Source organism: Bacillus cereus ATCC 14579, from assembly GCF_000007825.1.
Classification (GTDB): Bacteria; Bacillota; Bacilli; order Bacillales; family Bacillaceae_G; genus Bacillus_A; species Bacillus_A cereus.
On sequence record NC_004722.1, the window covers coordinates 12,501 to 27,500 of the forward strand.

The window sequence follows — 15,000 nt, forward strand, 5'->3', positions numbered from 1 at the left end:
GACCTAAGCCGAGGCCGACAGGCGTAGGCGATGGACAACAGGTTGATATTCCTGTACCACCTCTTTATCGTTTGAGCAATGGAGGGACGCAGAAGGATAGAAGAAGCGTGCGATTGGTTGTGCACGTCCAAGCAGTTAGGCTGATAAGTAGGCAAATCCGCTTATCGTAAAGGCTGAGCTGTGATGGGGAAGCTCCTTATGGAGCGAAGTCTTTGATTCCCCGCTGCCAAGAAAAGCTTCTAGCGAGATAAAAGGTGCCTGTACCGCAAACCGACACAGGTAGGCGAGGAGAGAATCCTAAGGTGTGCGAGAGAACTCTGGTTAAGGAACTCGGCAAAATGACCCCGTAACTTCGGGAGAAGGGGTGCTTTCTTAACGGAAAGCCGCAGTGAATAGGCCCAAGCGACTGTTTAGCAAAAACACAGCTCTCTGCGAAGCCGTAAGGCGAAGTATAGGGGGTGACACCTGCCCGGTGCTGGAAGGTTAAGGAGAGGGGTTAGCGTAAGCGAAGCTCTGAACTGAAGCCCCAGTAAACGGCGGCCGTAACTATAACGGTCCTAAGGTAGCGAAATTCCTTGTCGGGTAAGTTCCGACCCGCACGAAAGGTGTAACGATTTGGGCACTGTCTCAACCAGAGACTCGGTGAAATTATAGTACCTGTGAAGATGCAGGTTACCCGCGACAGGACGGAAAGACCCCGTGGAGCTTTACTGTAGCCTGATATTGAATTTTGGTACAGTTTGTACAGGATAGGCGGGAGCCATTGAAACCGGAGCGCTAGCTTCGGTGGAGGCGCTGGTGGGATACCGCCCTGACTGTATTGAAATTCTAACCTACGGGTCTTATCGACCCGGGAGACAGTGTCAGGTGGGCAGTTTGACTGGGGCGGTCGCCTCCTAAAGTGTAACGGAGGCGCCCAAAGGTTCCCTCAGAATGGTTGGAAATCATTCGTAGAGTGCAAAGGCATAAGGGAGCTTGACTGCGAGACCTACAAGTCGAGCAGGGACGAAAGTCGGGCTTAGTGATCCGGTGGTTCCGCATGGAAGGGCCATCGCTCAACGGATAAAAGCTACCCCGGGGATAACAGGCTTATCTCCCCCAAGAGTCCACATCGACGGGGAGGTTTGGCACCTCGATGTCGGCTCATCGCATCCTGGGGCTGTAGTCGGTCCCAAGGGTTGGGCTGTTCGCCCATTAAAGCGGTACGCGAGCTGGGTTCAGAACGTCGTGAGACAGTTCGGTCCCTATCCGTCGTGGGCGTAGGAAATTTGAGAGGAGCTGTCCTTAGTACGAGAGGACCGGGATGGACGCACCGCTGGTGTACCAGTTGTTCTGCCAAGGGCATAGCTGGGTAGCTATGTGCGGAAGGGATAAGTGCTGAAAGCATCTAAGCATGAAGCCCCCCTCAAGATGAGATTTCCCATAGCGTAAGCTAGTAAGATCCCTGAAAGATGATCAGGTTGATAGGTTCGAGGTGGAAGCATGGTGACATGTGGAGCTGACGAATACTAATAGATCGAGGACTTAACCATATAATATGTAGCAAATGTTATCTAGTTTTGAAGGAATATGCCTTCATAGTTTGGTGATGATGGCAGAGAGGTCACACCCGTTCCCATACCGAACACGGAAGTTAAGCTCTCTAGCGCCGATGGTAGTTGGGACCTTGTCCCTGTGAGAGTAGGACGTCGCCAAGCAACTAAAAACACAAGTCATTTGACTTGTGTTTTTTTATTTCCCATGAAATAGATTTGGTTCCATTAATAAAAAATTTGAAATATAGTAAGGGATTTTTTGAGCAGAAATACTTAGAAATTGATAAATAAATGGATAATCTTCAGAACCATAACTTCCAAGTAAGTCATACCACCAATCTGTTTCATATCTAGAAATCATGCTTAAATTATAGAGCAATAAATAATGAATGAGGAGTTCAGGTAATATTGGCTTAGGATTTCTAGGGTCAGTCGTAAGTGGCAAATAATAAGTATTAGTAAGATGTTCATAGTATAAAGGAGTACTGTACATAGGATTCCATGATTGAATAGGCGCTGTAAAAAGTAAATTCGATTCATTAGTCTTCTTAGGTACGTGTTGTATTGATAAATGCTTACAAGATGTTTCAATGTAACGAGAAAATCTCTCTTTAGTCATATGTAATCGATCTAGTAGGTTGACTGAAAAGGAGAGCTCATTTTTAATTGTTGAATCAATTTTATATAAAGTTGATCCTTTTTGACTATAACGAAATAAATTTTGTAATTCTGGAATATTTCCCATTAGTTCTAACATGTTAAATTTTTCTGCTTCTAAGTGTTTCATGTGAAACAGTTGTTCTGCAACATGAGTAAACAATCCGTTTTTTTGTACCTTCACCTCATCTTCTAAAAATTGATACCCTTGTTTTTTTCGTTTGCGAGTTGTAACGCCATGAGCTAAAACAGTAGTGGATTCAGGATAGTTAGGGTCAATAGTTAGTAGGCATGCTTTAAACAGTTGACTAATTCCATAAAATAACAACATTGGTTGAATGGAAAATGGAGCTGTCTTATATAATTCATAATAATTTTTCCCGTGTTCTAAGTAATAAATAAAGGGATAACAATTTTCAAAACTTTTTTTTTCTGCATCCTGAATAGAGGATTTTTCATAACAACGGGCAAGATAACGTTGTACGTTTTGAGATGAAAAAAAGAAACTTAACTGCTGCCAAGTACAAGATGTTTGATGCATATATTACGCTCCTTTTATTGTCTAAAAATTCTAACATATATATACGTCCTTGACAGTATTTTAACCAATTGATAAGCTACTAATAATAATTTCTGGTATCATAGGGGGAACAATTATGTGGGAATCTAAATTTGTTAAAGAAGGTTTGACTTTTGATGATGTATTACTTGTACCAGCTAGGTCAGATATATTACCAAGAGAAGTAAGTGTTAAAACAGTTTTATCTGAAAGCTTACAGCTAAACATCCCGTTAATTAGTGCAGGAATGGATACAGTAACAGAAGCTGACATGGCTATTGCAATGGCTCGCCAAGGTGGTTTAGGAATTATTCATAAGAATATGTCTATTGAGCAACAAGCAGAGCAAGTTGATAAAGTAAAGCGCTCTGAAAGCGGCGTTATTTCAGATCCTTTCTTCTTAACTCCAGAACATCAAGTATATGATGCAGAACATCTTATGGGAAAATATCGTATCTCAGGTGTACCGGTTGTAAATAATTTAGATGAGCGAAAATTAGTTGGTATTATTACAAACCGTGATATGCGCTTCATCCAAGACTACTCAATCAAAATTTCTGACGTAATGACAAAAGAACAATTAATTACAGCTCCAGTTGGTACTACACTGGAAGAAGCTGAAAAGATCCTACAAAAGTATAAAATTGAAAAACTCCCTCTTGTTGATAATAACGGTGTATTACAAGGGCTTATTACAATAAAAGATATTGAAAAAGTAATTGAATTCCCAAACTCTGCTAAGGATAAGCAAGGACGCTTATTGGTTGGAGCAGCAGTTGGTGTAACAGCGGATGCTATGCTTCGCATCGATGCATTAGTAAAAGCTAGTGTAGATGCAATTGTACTTGATACAGCACATGGACATTCTAAAGGTGTTATTGATAAGGTAAAAGAAGTTCGTGCTAAATACCCATCACTAAATATTATCGCTGGAAATGTTGCTACTGCTGAAGCAACGAAAGCATTAATTGAAGCTGGTGCAAACGTAGTTAAAGTTGGTATTGGACCAGGTTCTATTTGTACAACACGCGTTGTAGCCGGTGTTGGTGTACCACAATTAACTGCAGTTTATGATTGTGCAACAGAAGCCCGTAAACACGGTATTCCAGTTATTGCTGATGGTGGTATTAAGTACTCTGGTGATATGGTGAAAGCTTTAGCGGCAGGAGCACATGTTGTTATGCTAGGTAGCATGTTTGCAGGTGTTGCAGAAAGCCCTGGAGAAACTGAAATTTACCAAGGTCGTCAATTTAAAGTGTATCGTGGTATGGGTTCTGTCGGTGCGATGGAAAAAGGAAGTAAAGATCGTTACTTCCAAGAAGGTAATAAAAAGCTTGTCCCAGAAGGTATTGAAGGACGAGTGCCATATAAAGGACCTTTAGCAGATACAGTTCACCAATTAGTTGGTGGCTTACGTGCAGGTATGGGATATTGCGGAGCACAGGATTTAGAATTCTTACGCGAAAATGCACAATTCATTCGTATGTCAGGTGCTGGCTTACGTGAAAGTCATCCTCATCACGTACAAATTACAAAAGAGGCTCCAAACTACTCATTATAATGTCTTATATACAAATAGACAGAGATTTGATATCTCTGTCTATTTTTTTTTGATTATGTTAGAATAACGGTTATGTGAGTACATAGATATTGGGGGTAGCAAAAGTGAAAGGTATGTTTTGCAAAAGATTCATTGCTTTGGTAACAGTGCTTACACTAGCTTGTAGCATTTTTATGCCATATAGCAATGCATCAGCTGAAACAGGAGCCGCTTTAAACATTGAAGCAGGTGCGGCAATTTTAGTAGAAGCGAATTCTGGGAAAATTTTATATCAAAAGAATGCAGATGAATTATTATCCATTGCTAGTATGACAAAGATGATGAGTGAATATTTAGTTCACGAAGCAGTGGATAAAGGAAAACTTAAGTGGGACCAGAAAATTAAGGTTTCTGAATATGCATATAAGGTTTCACAAGATGCTTCATTATCAAATGTTGCATTAGAAAATGGTGGCTCTTATACAGTAAAAGAGTTATACGAAGCAATGGCAATCTTTTCTGCAAATGGTGCAACAATTGCATTAGCAGAAGCAATTGCAGGTAAAGAAGTAGACTTCGTAAAAATGATGAATGACAAATCGAAAGAACTAGGGGTAAAAAATTATAAATGTGTCAATTCTACAGGGTTAACGAATAAAGATTTAAAGGGAATGCATCCTGAAGGAACAACAGCGGATGAAGAAAATAAAATGTCTGCAAAGGATGTTGCAACTTTAGCACAACATTTAATTAAAGATTATCCAAAAGTGTTAGATACAGCAAAAATCCCTAAAAAAGAATTCCGTCCAGAAAAAGAGAAGTTTGGAATGTCGAACTGGAACTGGATGTTAAAGGGCTTAGTTAAAGAATATGATGGCGTAGATGGCCTAAAAACAGGCTCAACTCCAGAAGCAGGAGATTGCTTCACTGGTACGGTTGAAAGAAACGGAATGCGTTTTATTTCTGTAGTTATTAAAACAAGTTCTCATACAGCACGTTTTGATGAAACAAAGAAGCTATATGATTATGGATTTGCTAACTTTGAAGTGAAACAAATGTATAAAAAAGGTTCTTCAGTAAAAGGACAAGAAACAGTACGAGTAGAAAATGCGAAAGATAAAGATGTAGCAGTTCAAACGAAACAAGCTATTTCACTTCCAGTGCCAAAGGGAAGTAAAGATGTTTATAAAACAGAATTAAAAGAATCAAGTAAGGGACAAGAAGCACCTATTAAAAAGGGAGCTGCGCTTGGTCAAATGGTAATTACGCCAAAAGATACAAACGACCCTGGATTTTTAACCGGTAAGTCACTGCAAGTGGATCTTGTAACGACATCTGAAGTAGAAGAAGCAAACTGGTTTACTCGTGCTATGCGCGGAATTGGTTCATTCTTTAGTGGTATGTGGAATAGTGCTGTTGATACAGTAAAAGGTTGGTTTTAAAAGCTCCTCACGATAGGAGCTTTTTTTTATTCCTATTTTTCATACCGACTTTATGAAAAAGTAGTAGACAAGCATCTGATAGTTAGTGGTAGAATGTAAGAGTATTCTTAATTTTCGCCTTTAACGGGGGAAAGCAATTCACCTAGGGGGGTTTTTGTACATGACAAATGTAACAGGGACAGAACGTGTAAAACGTGGAATGGCAGAAATGCAAAAAGGCGGCGTTATTATGGACGTAGTTAACGCTGAACAAGCAAAAATTGCAGAAGAGGCAGGCGCAGTTGCCGTTATGGCATTAGAGCGTGTACCAGCAGATATTCGTGCAGCAGGTGGCGTTTCTCGTATGGCAGACCCAACAATTGTTGAAGAAGTTATGGGTGCGGTGTCAATTCCGGTTATGGCAAAATGCCGTATCGGTCACCTTGTAGAAGCACGTGTATTAGAATCATTAGGGGTAGACTATATCGATGAGAGTGAAGTATTAACTCCTGCTGATGAAGTATACCATTTAAATAAACGTGATTACACAGTTCCATTTGTATGTGGTTGCCGTGATATCGGAGAAGCTGCACGTCGTATTGCAGAAGGTGCATCTATGCTTCGTACAAAAGGTGAACCAGGAACAGGAAACATTGTAGAGGCAGTGCGTCATATGCGCCAAGTCAATGCAGAAATCCGTCAAGTTGCGAGTCTACGTGAAGATGAGTTAATGACATATGCAAAAAATACTGGCGCTCCTTACGAAGTATTACTTGAAATTAAACGTCTTGGTCGCTTACCAGTTGTAAACTTTGCGGCAGGTGGTGTAGCAACACCAGCAGATGCAGCATTAATGATGCAACTTGGTGCTGATGGGGTATTTGTTGGATCTGGTATCTTCAAATCAGAAAACCCAGAGAAATTTGCACGTGCAATCGTTGAAGCAACGACTCATTATGAAGATTACGAACTAATTGCAAGCCTTTCTAAAGGATTAGGTAATGCAATGAAGGGTGTCGAAATTTCAACGTTATTACCAGAACAACGCATGCAAGAGCGTGGATGGTAATTAAAGGAGAACTTTAAAATGGTGAAAATCGGTGTACTAGGTCTTCAAGGTGCAGTTCGTGAGCATGTAAAATCAGTTGAAGCAAGTGGTGCAGAAGCTGTTGTTGTAAAGCGTATAGAGCAACTTGAAGAGATTGATGGTCTTATTTTACCGGGCGGTGAAAGTACAACAATGCGCCGTCTTATTGATAAGTATGCTTTCATGGAACCACTTCGTACATTTGCAAAGTCTGGTAAACCAATGTTTGGTACATGTGCAGGGATGATTCTTCTTGCGAAAACACTTATTGGCTATGAAGAAGCACATATTGGGGCTATGGATATTACAGTTGAGCGCAATGCGTTCGGACGCCAAAAGGATAGTTTTGAGGCTGCGCTTTCAATTGAAGGCGTGGGTGAAGACTTCGTTGGTGTATTTATCCGTGCGCCGTATGTTGTAGAAGTAGCTGATAATGTTGAAGTGCTTTCTAAACATGGTGACCGAATGGTAGCGGTAAGACAAAATCAGTTTTTAGCTGCTTCATTCCATCCGGAATTAACAGATGATCATCGTGTAACAGCATACTTTGTTGAAATGGTAAAAGAAGCGAAAATGAAAAAAGTTGTATAAGTAACTTGCAACTTGTATAAGATTATAGTAAATTGATGGTAACAATTTTATAAAATAAGCGTGTTGATAGGAAATAGTAACAAATGTCGTTTCTTATAGAGAGTCGATGGTTGGTGGAAATCGATAGAAACAGTTTGTGAATCCATCCTGGAATGGAATGTGGAATATCTTTTGGATTAGTAAGCATTCCCGGTGAAGAGCCGTTATTTCTACTTGAGAGGAAAGCGGTAATGCTTTCAACTAGGGTGGCAACGCGGGTTAACTCCCGTCCCTTTATATAGGGACGGGAGTTTTTTGTGTTTTATAAAATAAAAGGAGGAGTATACAATGCTTGATATTAAATTTTTACGTACAAACTTTGAAGAAGTAAAAGCGAAATTACAGCATAGAGGCGAAGATTTAACTGATTTTGGTCGTTTTGAAGAATTGGATACGAGAAGAAGAGAACTACTTGTTCAAACAGAGGAACTAAAAAGTAAACGTAACGAAGTATCTCAACAAATCTCTGTATTGAAGCGTGAAAAGAAAGATGCAGAAGCTCTAATTTTAGAAATGCGTGAAGTTGGAGAAAAAGTAAAGGATCTTGATAACGAACTTCGTACAGTTGAAGAAGACTTAGAAAGATTAATGTTATCTATTCCAAATATCCCTCATGAATCTGCTCCAGTTGGTGAAACAGAGGATGATAATGTAGTAGCACGTACTTGGGGAGAAGTGAAAGAATTTACTTATGAGCCAAAACCACATTGGGATCTTGCTACTGATTTAGGAATTTTAGATTTTGAACGCGCTGGGAAAGTAACAGGAAGCCGCTTCGTATTCTACAAAGGTGCTGGTGCAAGATTAGAGCGTGCTTTAATTAGCTTTATGCTTGATCTTCATACTGATGAGCATGGATATGAAGAAGTATTACCTCCATATATGGTAAACCGTGCAAGTATGACAGGAACAGGACAACTTCCAAAGTTTGAAGAAGATGCATTCCGTATTGAAAGTGAAGATTACTTCTTAATTCCAACAGCTGAAGTACCTGTAACGAATATGCATCGTGATGAGATTTTAAATAAAGAGCAATTGCCTATAAGATATGCTGCATTTAGCTCTTGCTTCCGTTCTGAAGCAGGTTCAGCTGGGCGTGATACACGTGGTTTAATTCGCCAGCATCAGTTCAATAAAGTAGAGCTTGTGAAGTTCGTAAAACCAGAAGATTCTTATGAAGAGTTAGAAAAGTTAACAAATGATGCAGAACGCGTGTTACAATTATTAGAGTTGCCATATCGCGTTATGAGCATGTGCACAGGCGATTTAGGATTTACAGCAGCGAAGAAATACGATATTGAAGTATGGATTCCAAGCTATGGCACATATCGTGAAATTTCTTCTTGTAGTAATTTTGAAGCTTTCCAAGCGAGACGTGCAAATATCCGTTTCCGCCGTGAACCAAATGGAAAACCAGAACATGTTCATACATTAAATGGATCTGGTCTTGCAATTGGACGTACGGTTGCAGCTATTTTAGAGAACTACCAACAAGAAGATGGTACAATTATAATTCCAGAAGTTCTTCGCCCTTATATGGGAGGAAAAACAGTTATTAAGTAAATTTAAACATTCATCGGTATGAGTGATTGGTAATTATGAGCGTTGTCAGTACTGTAATGTAGGAAGGGGAAAGTAAAATTTTCCTTTCCTCATAATTTATTTTAGTAGGGTTGACTAACTGTTTTTCTTTTGATATTATATTTGATGTCAATATGGAGGTATACCCAAGTCTGGCTGAAGGGATCGGTCTTGAAAACCGACAGGCGGCGAGAGTCGCGCGGGGGTTCGAATCCCTCTACCTCCTCCAGATATAATTGACAACAGCGCATATAAGTGGAGATTGGAGAACTCGTTACCAACACGTAACGAGTTTTTATTTTAAAACCAATCATAAAGTATGGTGTAAGGTAATTTTGTCCTTATTACACACTCATATTCCGATGATTATCTTCATAGATATGAAAGGAGTCAACATGGATCTTATTATACAAACGTTTCCTTTAGATGGAAAAACTTTATATTATGTACAATGTCCTGTCTGTAAGAACAATAGAATTTTAAACAGTGGTGCAAACGTATCACGCATTATTAGTGATGATACATTCCGTAAACTTTGTGGTTGTACTTGTGATGTAAAACCAGCTACGAGTAAAGTAGAGGCGCCAAAACAAGTTAAAAAAGCAGCTGTAAAGAAAGAAGCAGCTCCAAAACGTACAGGTAAAGTATTAACGGCAGTAATTAACGGGAAAGAAATGACTGTTAAAGAGATTGCTGAAGCATACGATATTAGTACAAGTACTGTTCGTCAGCGCATTAACGCAGGAAAACCTGAGAGTGAAATTATTGCTCCAACAAAGAAGAAGTAATTTAATAGGAAAACCCGTGCATATGCACGGGTTTTTTATTTTACAAGTTTACGTGTTTGTTTTAAAAAATGGCCAATTTTTTTTATGATTGGTTCGATTGAATCACCATCTTTTAAAATATCGAACTCATTAATATTTAAGCGTAATACAGGGCATGAATTAAAGTTGTTAATCCAGTTTTCATAACGTCCATGCATTTCTTTCCAATACTCAATTGGTGTTTGCTGTTCCATTGGGCGCCCGCGTTCTTGAATACGATCGACAATATCATCGAAAGAACCTTCTAAGTAAATTAATAAGTCTGGATGAGGGAACTAAGGAGTCATGACCATAGCGTCAAATAAACCTTTGTATGTTTCATAATCAGTTTCCGTCATTGTTCCTTTTTCATGATGCATCTTTGCGAAAATTCCAGTGTCTTCGTAAATGGAACGATCTTGAACAAAACCGCCACCATATTCAAAAATTCTTTTTTGTTCCTTAAATCGTTCTGCTAAAAAGTACACTTGTAGGTGGAAGCTCCAGCGAGTGAAGTCCGCATAGAACTTGTCCAAATATGGATTGGAATCTACTTTTTCAAATGATGTGCGATAACCTAAAGCATTAGCTAATGCAGTTGTCATAGTTGATTTACCCACACCTACTGTTCCGGCGATAGTGATTACTGCGTCATTGGGTATATCATATTTTTGCCTTAAATTCATTATTATTTCGACTCCTTTAAGAGAGTATTTTGAAGGGCAGATAGGATAACGTTTAAATCATCAGGATTTTTTACAAAATCCATATCGTCGCCATTAAATTTCAATACTGGTATTTCCGGATGATCTTTTTTAAAAGCATCCATTGCTGTTTCATAATCTTTTGTGAGCTGTAGTAAGTAATTTGGATCCATGTTTTTTTCAAATTCTCTTCCGCGCATGGCGATTCGTTTTTGCAATGTTTCTAGGCTAGCTGTTAAATAAACAATGACATTTGGCACAGGCATATCTTGTGTAAGGATACGATAAATTTGCATGTATTTGTCATATTGAGAGTCTTTTAATGTGCGGGATGCAAAAATTAAATTTTTAAAGATATGGTAATCCGCTACTACTGGTTTCCTTTGATTCAAGTACTTTATGTTAATGTCTTCTAATTGTTTGTATCTATTACAAAGAAAGAACATCTCTGTTTGAAAACTCCATTCGTCGATGTCTTCATAGAACTTTCCTAAAAAGGGATTTTCATCAACAATCTCTTTTAGTAAGTGGAGTTGCATGTGAGTTGAAATTTCCTTCGCAAGTGAAGTTTTTCCAACACCAATTGGTCCTTCAACCGTGATAAATGGTACTCCGGTCACGCTGTTTCCTCCTTTCAATCAGTGATTTACCGTGACTACTAAAAACACAAAACAGAATTATTGTAGCACAAGAGGGAAGCGAGCGGGTTAATTTGATATAAAAAGTTAGAAAATAGATATATGTATTAATTAAATTTTATTTTGGTTGATGATGTTATATTTGCTTTCAATGTAGTTTCCATTATTTTTAAAGCATGTATATTATCTTGGTCGTTGTTAGAGGCGATACAATCCTGTGGTACATACAATTTATAATTTCTCATATGAGCATCATTAGCTGTAAATAGGATACATATATTTCCGGCAACCCCTGTTAATATTAGATTTTCTATTTTTAAATAACCTAGTAATGAATTTAAAGGTGTTTCATAAAAAGCGGAATAATGTGGTTTAATAAAAATGTACTCATCAAAACTTGGAGCAATCTTATGGATTATATTTTCGCTATATTCATTTGTGCAATGGGTAATAAGTTGGTCGATATCAGATCTCCAAAGTTGATAATGGTCATTAACGTAAATTATAGGATAGCCAAAGGATTTCATTTTTTTCTTTAATTGTAAAATAGGATTTGTTATAGTTTCGCATTTTTTAGCTAGAATGGGTCCGTGGGAAAATTGAAAGTCATTAATCATATCGATAATGAGCAAGGCGGTATTTTTCATATGTAATCCCCTCTCTTTTTTCTTTTAGGGTGGATTGAATTTGTAAAAGTTATCCCCTGTGTAGTAAATGGAAATAAGTGTACTTTATTTGTAATGAAAGGACTATGTTATGGAACAAGATCAAGATATTTATTTTATGCAATTAGCGATAGAAGAAGCTAAAAAGGCAGAGGAAATACAGGAAGTACCAATTGGAGCAGTTATAGTGTTAGATGGTGAGGTAATTAGTGTTGCCCATAATTTAAGGGAAACTGAGCAAAGATCAATAGCTCATGCTGAGTTGCTAGCGATAGATGATGCATGTAAAAAATTAGGGACATGGCGTTTAGAAGATGCAACATTGTATGTAACATTAGAACCTTGTCCAATGTGTGCGGGTGGAATTGTTTTATCACGAGTGAAGCGAGTTGTATATGGTGCAAGTGATCCGAAGGGCGGATGTGCAGGGACATTGATGAATCTTTTAACGGATGAACGCTTCAATCATCAATGTGAAGTAGTATCTGGTGTACTAGAGGAAGAATGCGGTACGTTGTTAACAAACTTTTTTAGAGAGCTTCGTAAAAAAAGAAAAGCAATAAAAAAATTAGAGAAGAATGCTGGGAACTAACGTATTTGCATTTTCTAAAGAAACAAGTTATACTGATAATGCCTTTAATGAAGGCAACCGAATATTGGTTTTAACTTTGCCGTGCTAAGCGGGGAGGTAGCGGTGCCCTATACTCGCAATCCGCTCTAGCGAGGCCGAATCCCCTCTCGAGGTTATGTTGCTGTAAGGTCTGCCTTAAGTAAGTGGTGTTGACGTTTGGGTCCTGCGCAACGGGACCCCGTGAACCTTGTCAGGTCCGGAAGGAAGCAGCAATAAGCGGGTCTTCTCGTGTGCCGCAGGAGTGCCTGAACCGAGCTAACTGCTTGAGTAACGCTTATGGTACGTAATCGACGGAGGGTGCACGGCAGTTATATATGTATACAAAACTCACCTTAATACAAAGGTGAGTTTTTTGTATAGAAAATAACTTTTGGAATCTATAAACAGAATGGGTTATAATAAATGAGATAATAACCTTTGAGGGAGGCCGTATTTTCGTGTCATACCAAGCGTTATACCGAACATGGAGACCGCAAAAGTTCGAAGATGTAGTCGGTCAAAAGCACGTGACAAAAACGTTGCAAAATGCCCTTCTTCAAGAGAAAGTTTCACATGCTTATTTATTTTCTGGCCCGAGGGGAACAGGAAAAACGACAATTGCAAAAGTATTTGCAAAAGCAATTAACTGTGAACATGCTCCGGTAGCTGAACCTTGTAATGAATGTCCTTCTTGTTTAGGAATCACACAAGGATCCATTTCAGATGTATTAGAAATTGATGCGGCTTCAAATAACGGTGTAGATGAAATTCGAGATATTAGAGATAAAGTAAAATACGCTCCAAGTGCTGTAGAATATAAAGTATACATTATTGATGAAGTTCACATGCTTTCTATGGGTGCATTCAATGCGCTTTTAAAAACCTTAGAAGAGCCGCCAGGACATGTTATCTTTATTTTGGCGACAACAGAACCTCATAAGATCCCACCTACAATCATTTCACGTTGTCAGCGCTTTGAATTCCGAAAAATATCAGTGAATGATATTGTTGAGAGATTATCAACGGTCGTGACAAATGAAGGTACGCAAGTGGAAGGTGAAGCATTACAAATTGTTGCGCGTGCTGCCGAAGGTGGTATGCGTGATGCGCTTAGTCTTATTGATCAGGCTATATCTTATAGTGATGAGATTGTTACGACAGAAGATGTATTGGCCGTAACAGGATCTGTTTCTCAGCAATACTTAGGCAATTTAGTAGAGTGCATACGTGAAAATGATGTATCAAGAGCATTGCAAATCATAGATGAAATGATGAGTAAAGGGAAGGATCCAGTTCGTTTTATGGAGGATTTCATTTACTATTATCGTGATATGCTTTTATATCAAACTTCACCACAACTAGAACATATGTTGGAACGAGTAATTGTAGATGATCAATTCCGTAAGTTGAGTGAAGAAATGCAACCGGAAGTGATCTATGAGATTATTCATACCCTTAGTAAGGGACAACAGGAAATGAAGTGGACAAATCATCCGCGTATTTTCTTAGAAGTTGTTATGGTGCAATTGTGTCAACAGTTTATGATGCAAGCAAATGGTACAGATCGTTTGCAAGCAATTATGAACAGGATGCAGCAACTGGAGAAAGAGTTAGAGCAAGTCAAAAAGAACGGTGTGCCAGCAGGTGTACAACAGGAAGTAAGAGAGACACGTGCAACACCAAAACCGGTACGAACAGGAAGTATGAAAATTCCTGTCGGACGTGTAAATGAAGTATTAAAACAAGCGAAGCGTCAAGATTTAGAACAATTAAAAGCTGTATGGGGTGAGTTGTTAGGAAGACTCAAATCATATAACAAAGTAGCGTTTGCCGTTTTACTAGAAAATAGTGAACCAGTGGCAGCTTCAGATGACACTTACGTTTTAGCATTTCAATATGAGATTCACTGTAAGATGGCGAGCGAAAATCGAGAAGCTATGGATACAGTAGAACAAGCTTTATTTGAATTGCTAAGTAAAAGGTTAAATATGATTGCCATTCCAAAAAGTGAATGGGGTAAAATCCGTGAAGACTTTTTACAACGTGAAGGTGGAGAGTCTGAAGAAAGCTCAGAGAAAAAGGAAGACCCTCTTATAGAAGAGGCAGTGAAGTTAGTAGGGCAAGAACTCATTGAAATAAAAGAGTAATAATAATTAGGAGGAATTAATTATGATGCGTGGCGGAATGGGAAATATGAATAACATGATGAAACAAATGCAAAAGATGCAAAAGGACATGGCGAAAGCACAAGAAGAGCTTGGTGAAAAAACAGTTGAAGGTACAGCTGGCGGCGGAATGATTACAGTTATTGCAAATGGTCACAAGCAAATTCTTGAAGTGAAGATTAAAGAGGAAGTTGTAGATCCAGAAGATATCGAAATGTTACAAGACTTAGTATTAGCTGCAACAAATGATGCACTTAAAAAGGCTGATGAGCTTTCAAACTCTACAATGGGTAAATTTACAAAAGGCTTAAACTTACCAGGTGGAATGTTCTAGGAGGATATTGATACATGCATTATCCAGAACCAATATCAAAACTAATCGATAGTTTTATGAAGTTGCCA

The 15,000-nt window shown here is 38.6% G+C and carries 13 protein-coding genes, 1 tRNA gene, 2 rRNA genes, 1 other RNA gene, 1 pseudogene and 1 other annotated feature (2 of these 19 running past the window's edge); of the genes and pseudogenes, 14 read left to right on the forward strand and 4 right to left on the reverse strand.

Annotated elements, in window-relative coordinates:
- Positions 1–1,532: ribosomal RNA gene (locus tag BC_RS00050) — 23S ribosomal RNA — on the forward strand (it extends 1,390 nt beyond the left edge of the window).
- Between the two features lie 49 nt (positions 1,533–1,581).
- Positions 1,582–1,697, forward strand: a 5S ribosomal RNA gene (gene rrf / locus BC_RS00055).
- Between the two features lie 34 nt (positions 1,698–1,731).
- Here rrf and BC_RS00060 read toward each other — a convergent pair.
- Positions 1,732–2,733, reverse strand: coding sequence for a YaaC family protein (locus BC_RS00060; RefSeq protein WP_000554292.1), 1,002 nt, complete (start codon positions 2,731–2,733; stop codon positions 1,732–1,734).
- A 115-nt stretch (positions 2,734–2,848) separates the two neighbouring features.
- On the opposite strand from BC_RS00060, the gene guaB reads away from it, so the two are divergent.
- From guaB to BC_RS00095, 7 genes are all read left to right on the forward strand, one after another.
- Positions 2,849–4,312 carry an IMP dehydrogenase gene (gene guaB / locus BC_RS00065; RefSeq protein ID WP_000264088.1) on the forward strand — a complete coding sequence of 488 codons (1,464 nt, stop codon included), beginning with the start codon at positions 2,849–2,851 and terminating at the stop codon, positions 4,310–4,312.
- A gap of 113 nt (positions 4,313–4,425) precedes the next feature.
- The gene (gene dacA, locus BC_RS00070) at positions 4,426–5,733 is read left to right on the forward strand and encodes a D-alanyl-D-alanine carboxypeptidase DacA (protein ID WP_164928340.1); all 1,308 of its coding nucleotides are present in this window, start codon (positions 4,426–4,428) and stop codon (positions 5,731–5,733) included.
- A 160-nt stretch (positions 5,734–5,893) separates the two neighbouring features.
- A complete protein-coding gene (gene pdxS / locus BC_RS00075; protein WP_000186165.1) occupies positions 5,894–6,781 on the forward strand; it encodes a pyridoxal 5'-phosphate synthase lyase subunit PdxS in 888 nt (295 codons plus the stop codon).
- Positions 6,782–6,799: 18 nt separating this feature from the next.
- Entirely contained in the window at positions 6,800–7,390 is a 591-nt protein-coding gene (pdxT, locus tag BC_RS00080) for a pyridoxal 5'-phosphate synthase glutaminase subunit PdxT (protein ID WP_000238787.1), read from the forward strand.
- 54 nt (positions 7,391–7,444) lie between these two features.
- Positions 7,445–7,666 (forward strand) — a binding site (T-box leader).
- Positions 7,667–7,717: 51 nt separating this feature from the next.
- Positions 7,718–8,992, forward strand: coding sequence for a serine--tRNA ligase (gene serS / locus BC_RS00085; protein ID WP_000884187.1), 1,275 nt, complete (start codon positions 7,718–7,720; stop codon positions 8,990–8,992).
- Positions 8,993–9,146: 154 nt separating this feature from the next.
- A tRNA-Ser gene (locus BC_RS00090) sits at positions 9,147–9,239 on the forward strand.
- 166 nt (positions 9,240–9,405) lie between these two features.
- A complete protein-coding gene (locus BC_RS00095) occupies positions 9,406–9,798 on the forward strand; it encodes a DUF3797 domain-containing protein (RefSeq protein ID WP_000364193.1) in 393 nt (130 codons plus the stop codon).
- 35 nt (positions 9,799–9,833) lie between these two features.
- Here BC_RS00095 and BC_RS00100 read toward each other — a convergent pair.
- The 3 genes and pseudogenes from BC_RS00100 to BC_RS00110 form a co-directional block, all read right to left on the reverse strand.
- Positions 9,834–10,502: pseudogene (locus BC_RS00100) on the reverse strand (deoxynucleoside kinase).
- Between the two features lie 2 nt (positions 10,503–10,504).
- Positions 10,505–11,140 (reverse strand): deoxynucleoside kinase, encoded by a 636-nt coding sequence (locus tag BC_RS00105; RefSeq protein WP_000148218.1) that lies wholly within the window; start codon positions 11,138–11,140, stop codon positions 10,505–10,507.
- Positions 11,141–11,265: 125 nt separating this feature from the next.
- Entirely contained in the window at positions 11,266–11,805 is a 540-nt protein-coding gene (locus BC_RS00110; RefSeq protein ID WP_000798724.1) for an isochorismatase family cysteine hydrolase, read from the reverse strand.
- A 109-nt stretch (positions 11,806–11,914) separates the two neighbouring features.
- Here BC_RS00110 and tadA point away from each other — a divergent pair, with 109 nt between their 5' ends.
- The 5 genes from tadA to recR form a co-directional block, all read left to right on the forward strand.
- Positions 11,915–12,415 (forward strand): tRNA adenosine(34) deaminase TadA, encoded by a 501-nt coding sequence (gene tadA, locus BC_RS00115; RefSeq protein WP_000434328.1) that lies wholly within the window; start codon positions 11,915–11,917, stop codon positions 12,413–12,415.
- A gap of 79 nt (positions 12,416–12,494) precedes the next feature.
- Positions 12,495–12,759: signal recognition particle sRNA large type (ffs, locus tag BC_RS00120), an RNA gene on the forward strand.
- 132 nt (positions 12,760–12,891) lie between these two features.
- On the forward strand, positions 12,892–14,580 hold the full coding sequence (gene dnaX / locus BC_RS00125) for a DNA polymerase III subunit gamma/tau (RefSeq protein WP_000121588.1): 1,689 nt from the start codon (positions 12,892–12,894) through the stop codon (positions 14,578–14,580).
- Positions 14,581–14,605: 25 nt separating this feature from the next.
- Positions 14,606–14,932: a YbaB/EbfC family nucleoid-associated protein gene (locus BC_RS00130; RefSeq protein ID WP_014894853.1), complete on the forward strand. Its 327-nt coding sequence runs from the start codon at positions 14,606–14,608 to the stop codon at positions 14,930–14,932.
- Between the two features lie 14 nt (positions 14,933–14,946).
- On the forward strand, positions 14,947–15,000 hold the 5' end (the start) of the coding sequence (gene recR, locus BC_RS00135; RefSeq protein WP_000559169.1) for a recombination protein RecR. 543 nt of this gene lie beyond the right edge of the window; the window shows 54 of its 597 coding nt (coding positions 1–54); the start codon lies at positions 14,947–14,949; the stop codon falls past the right edge of the window.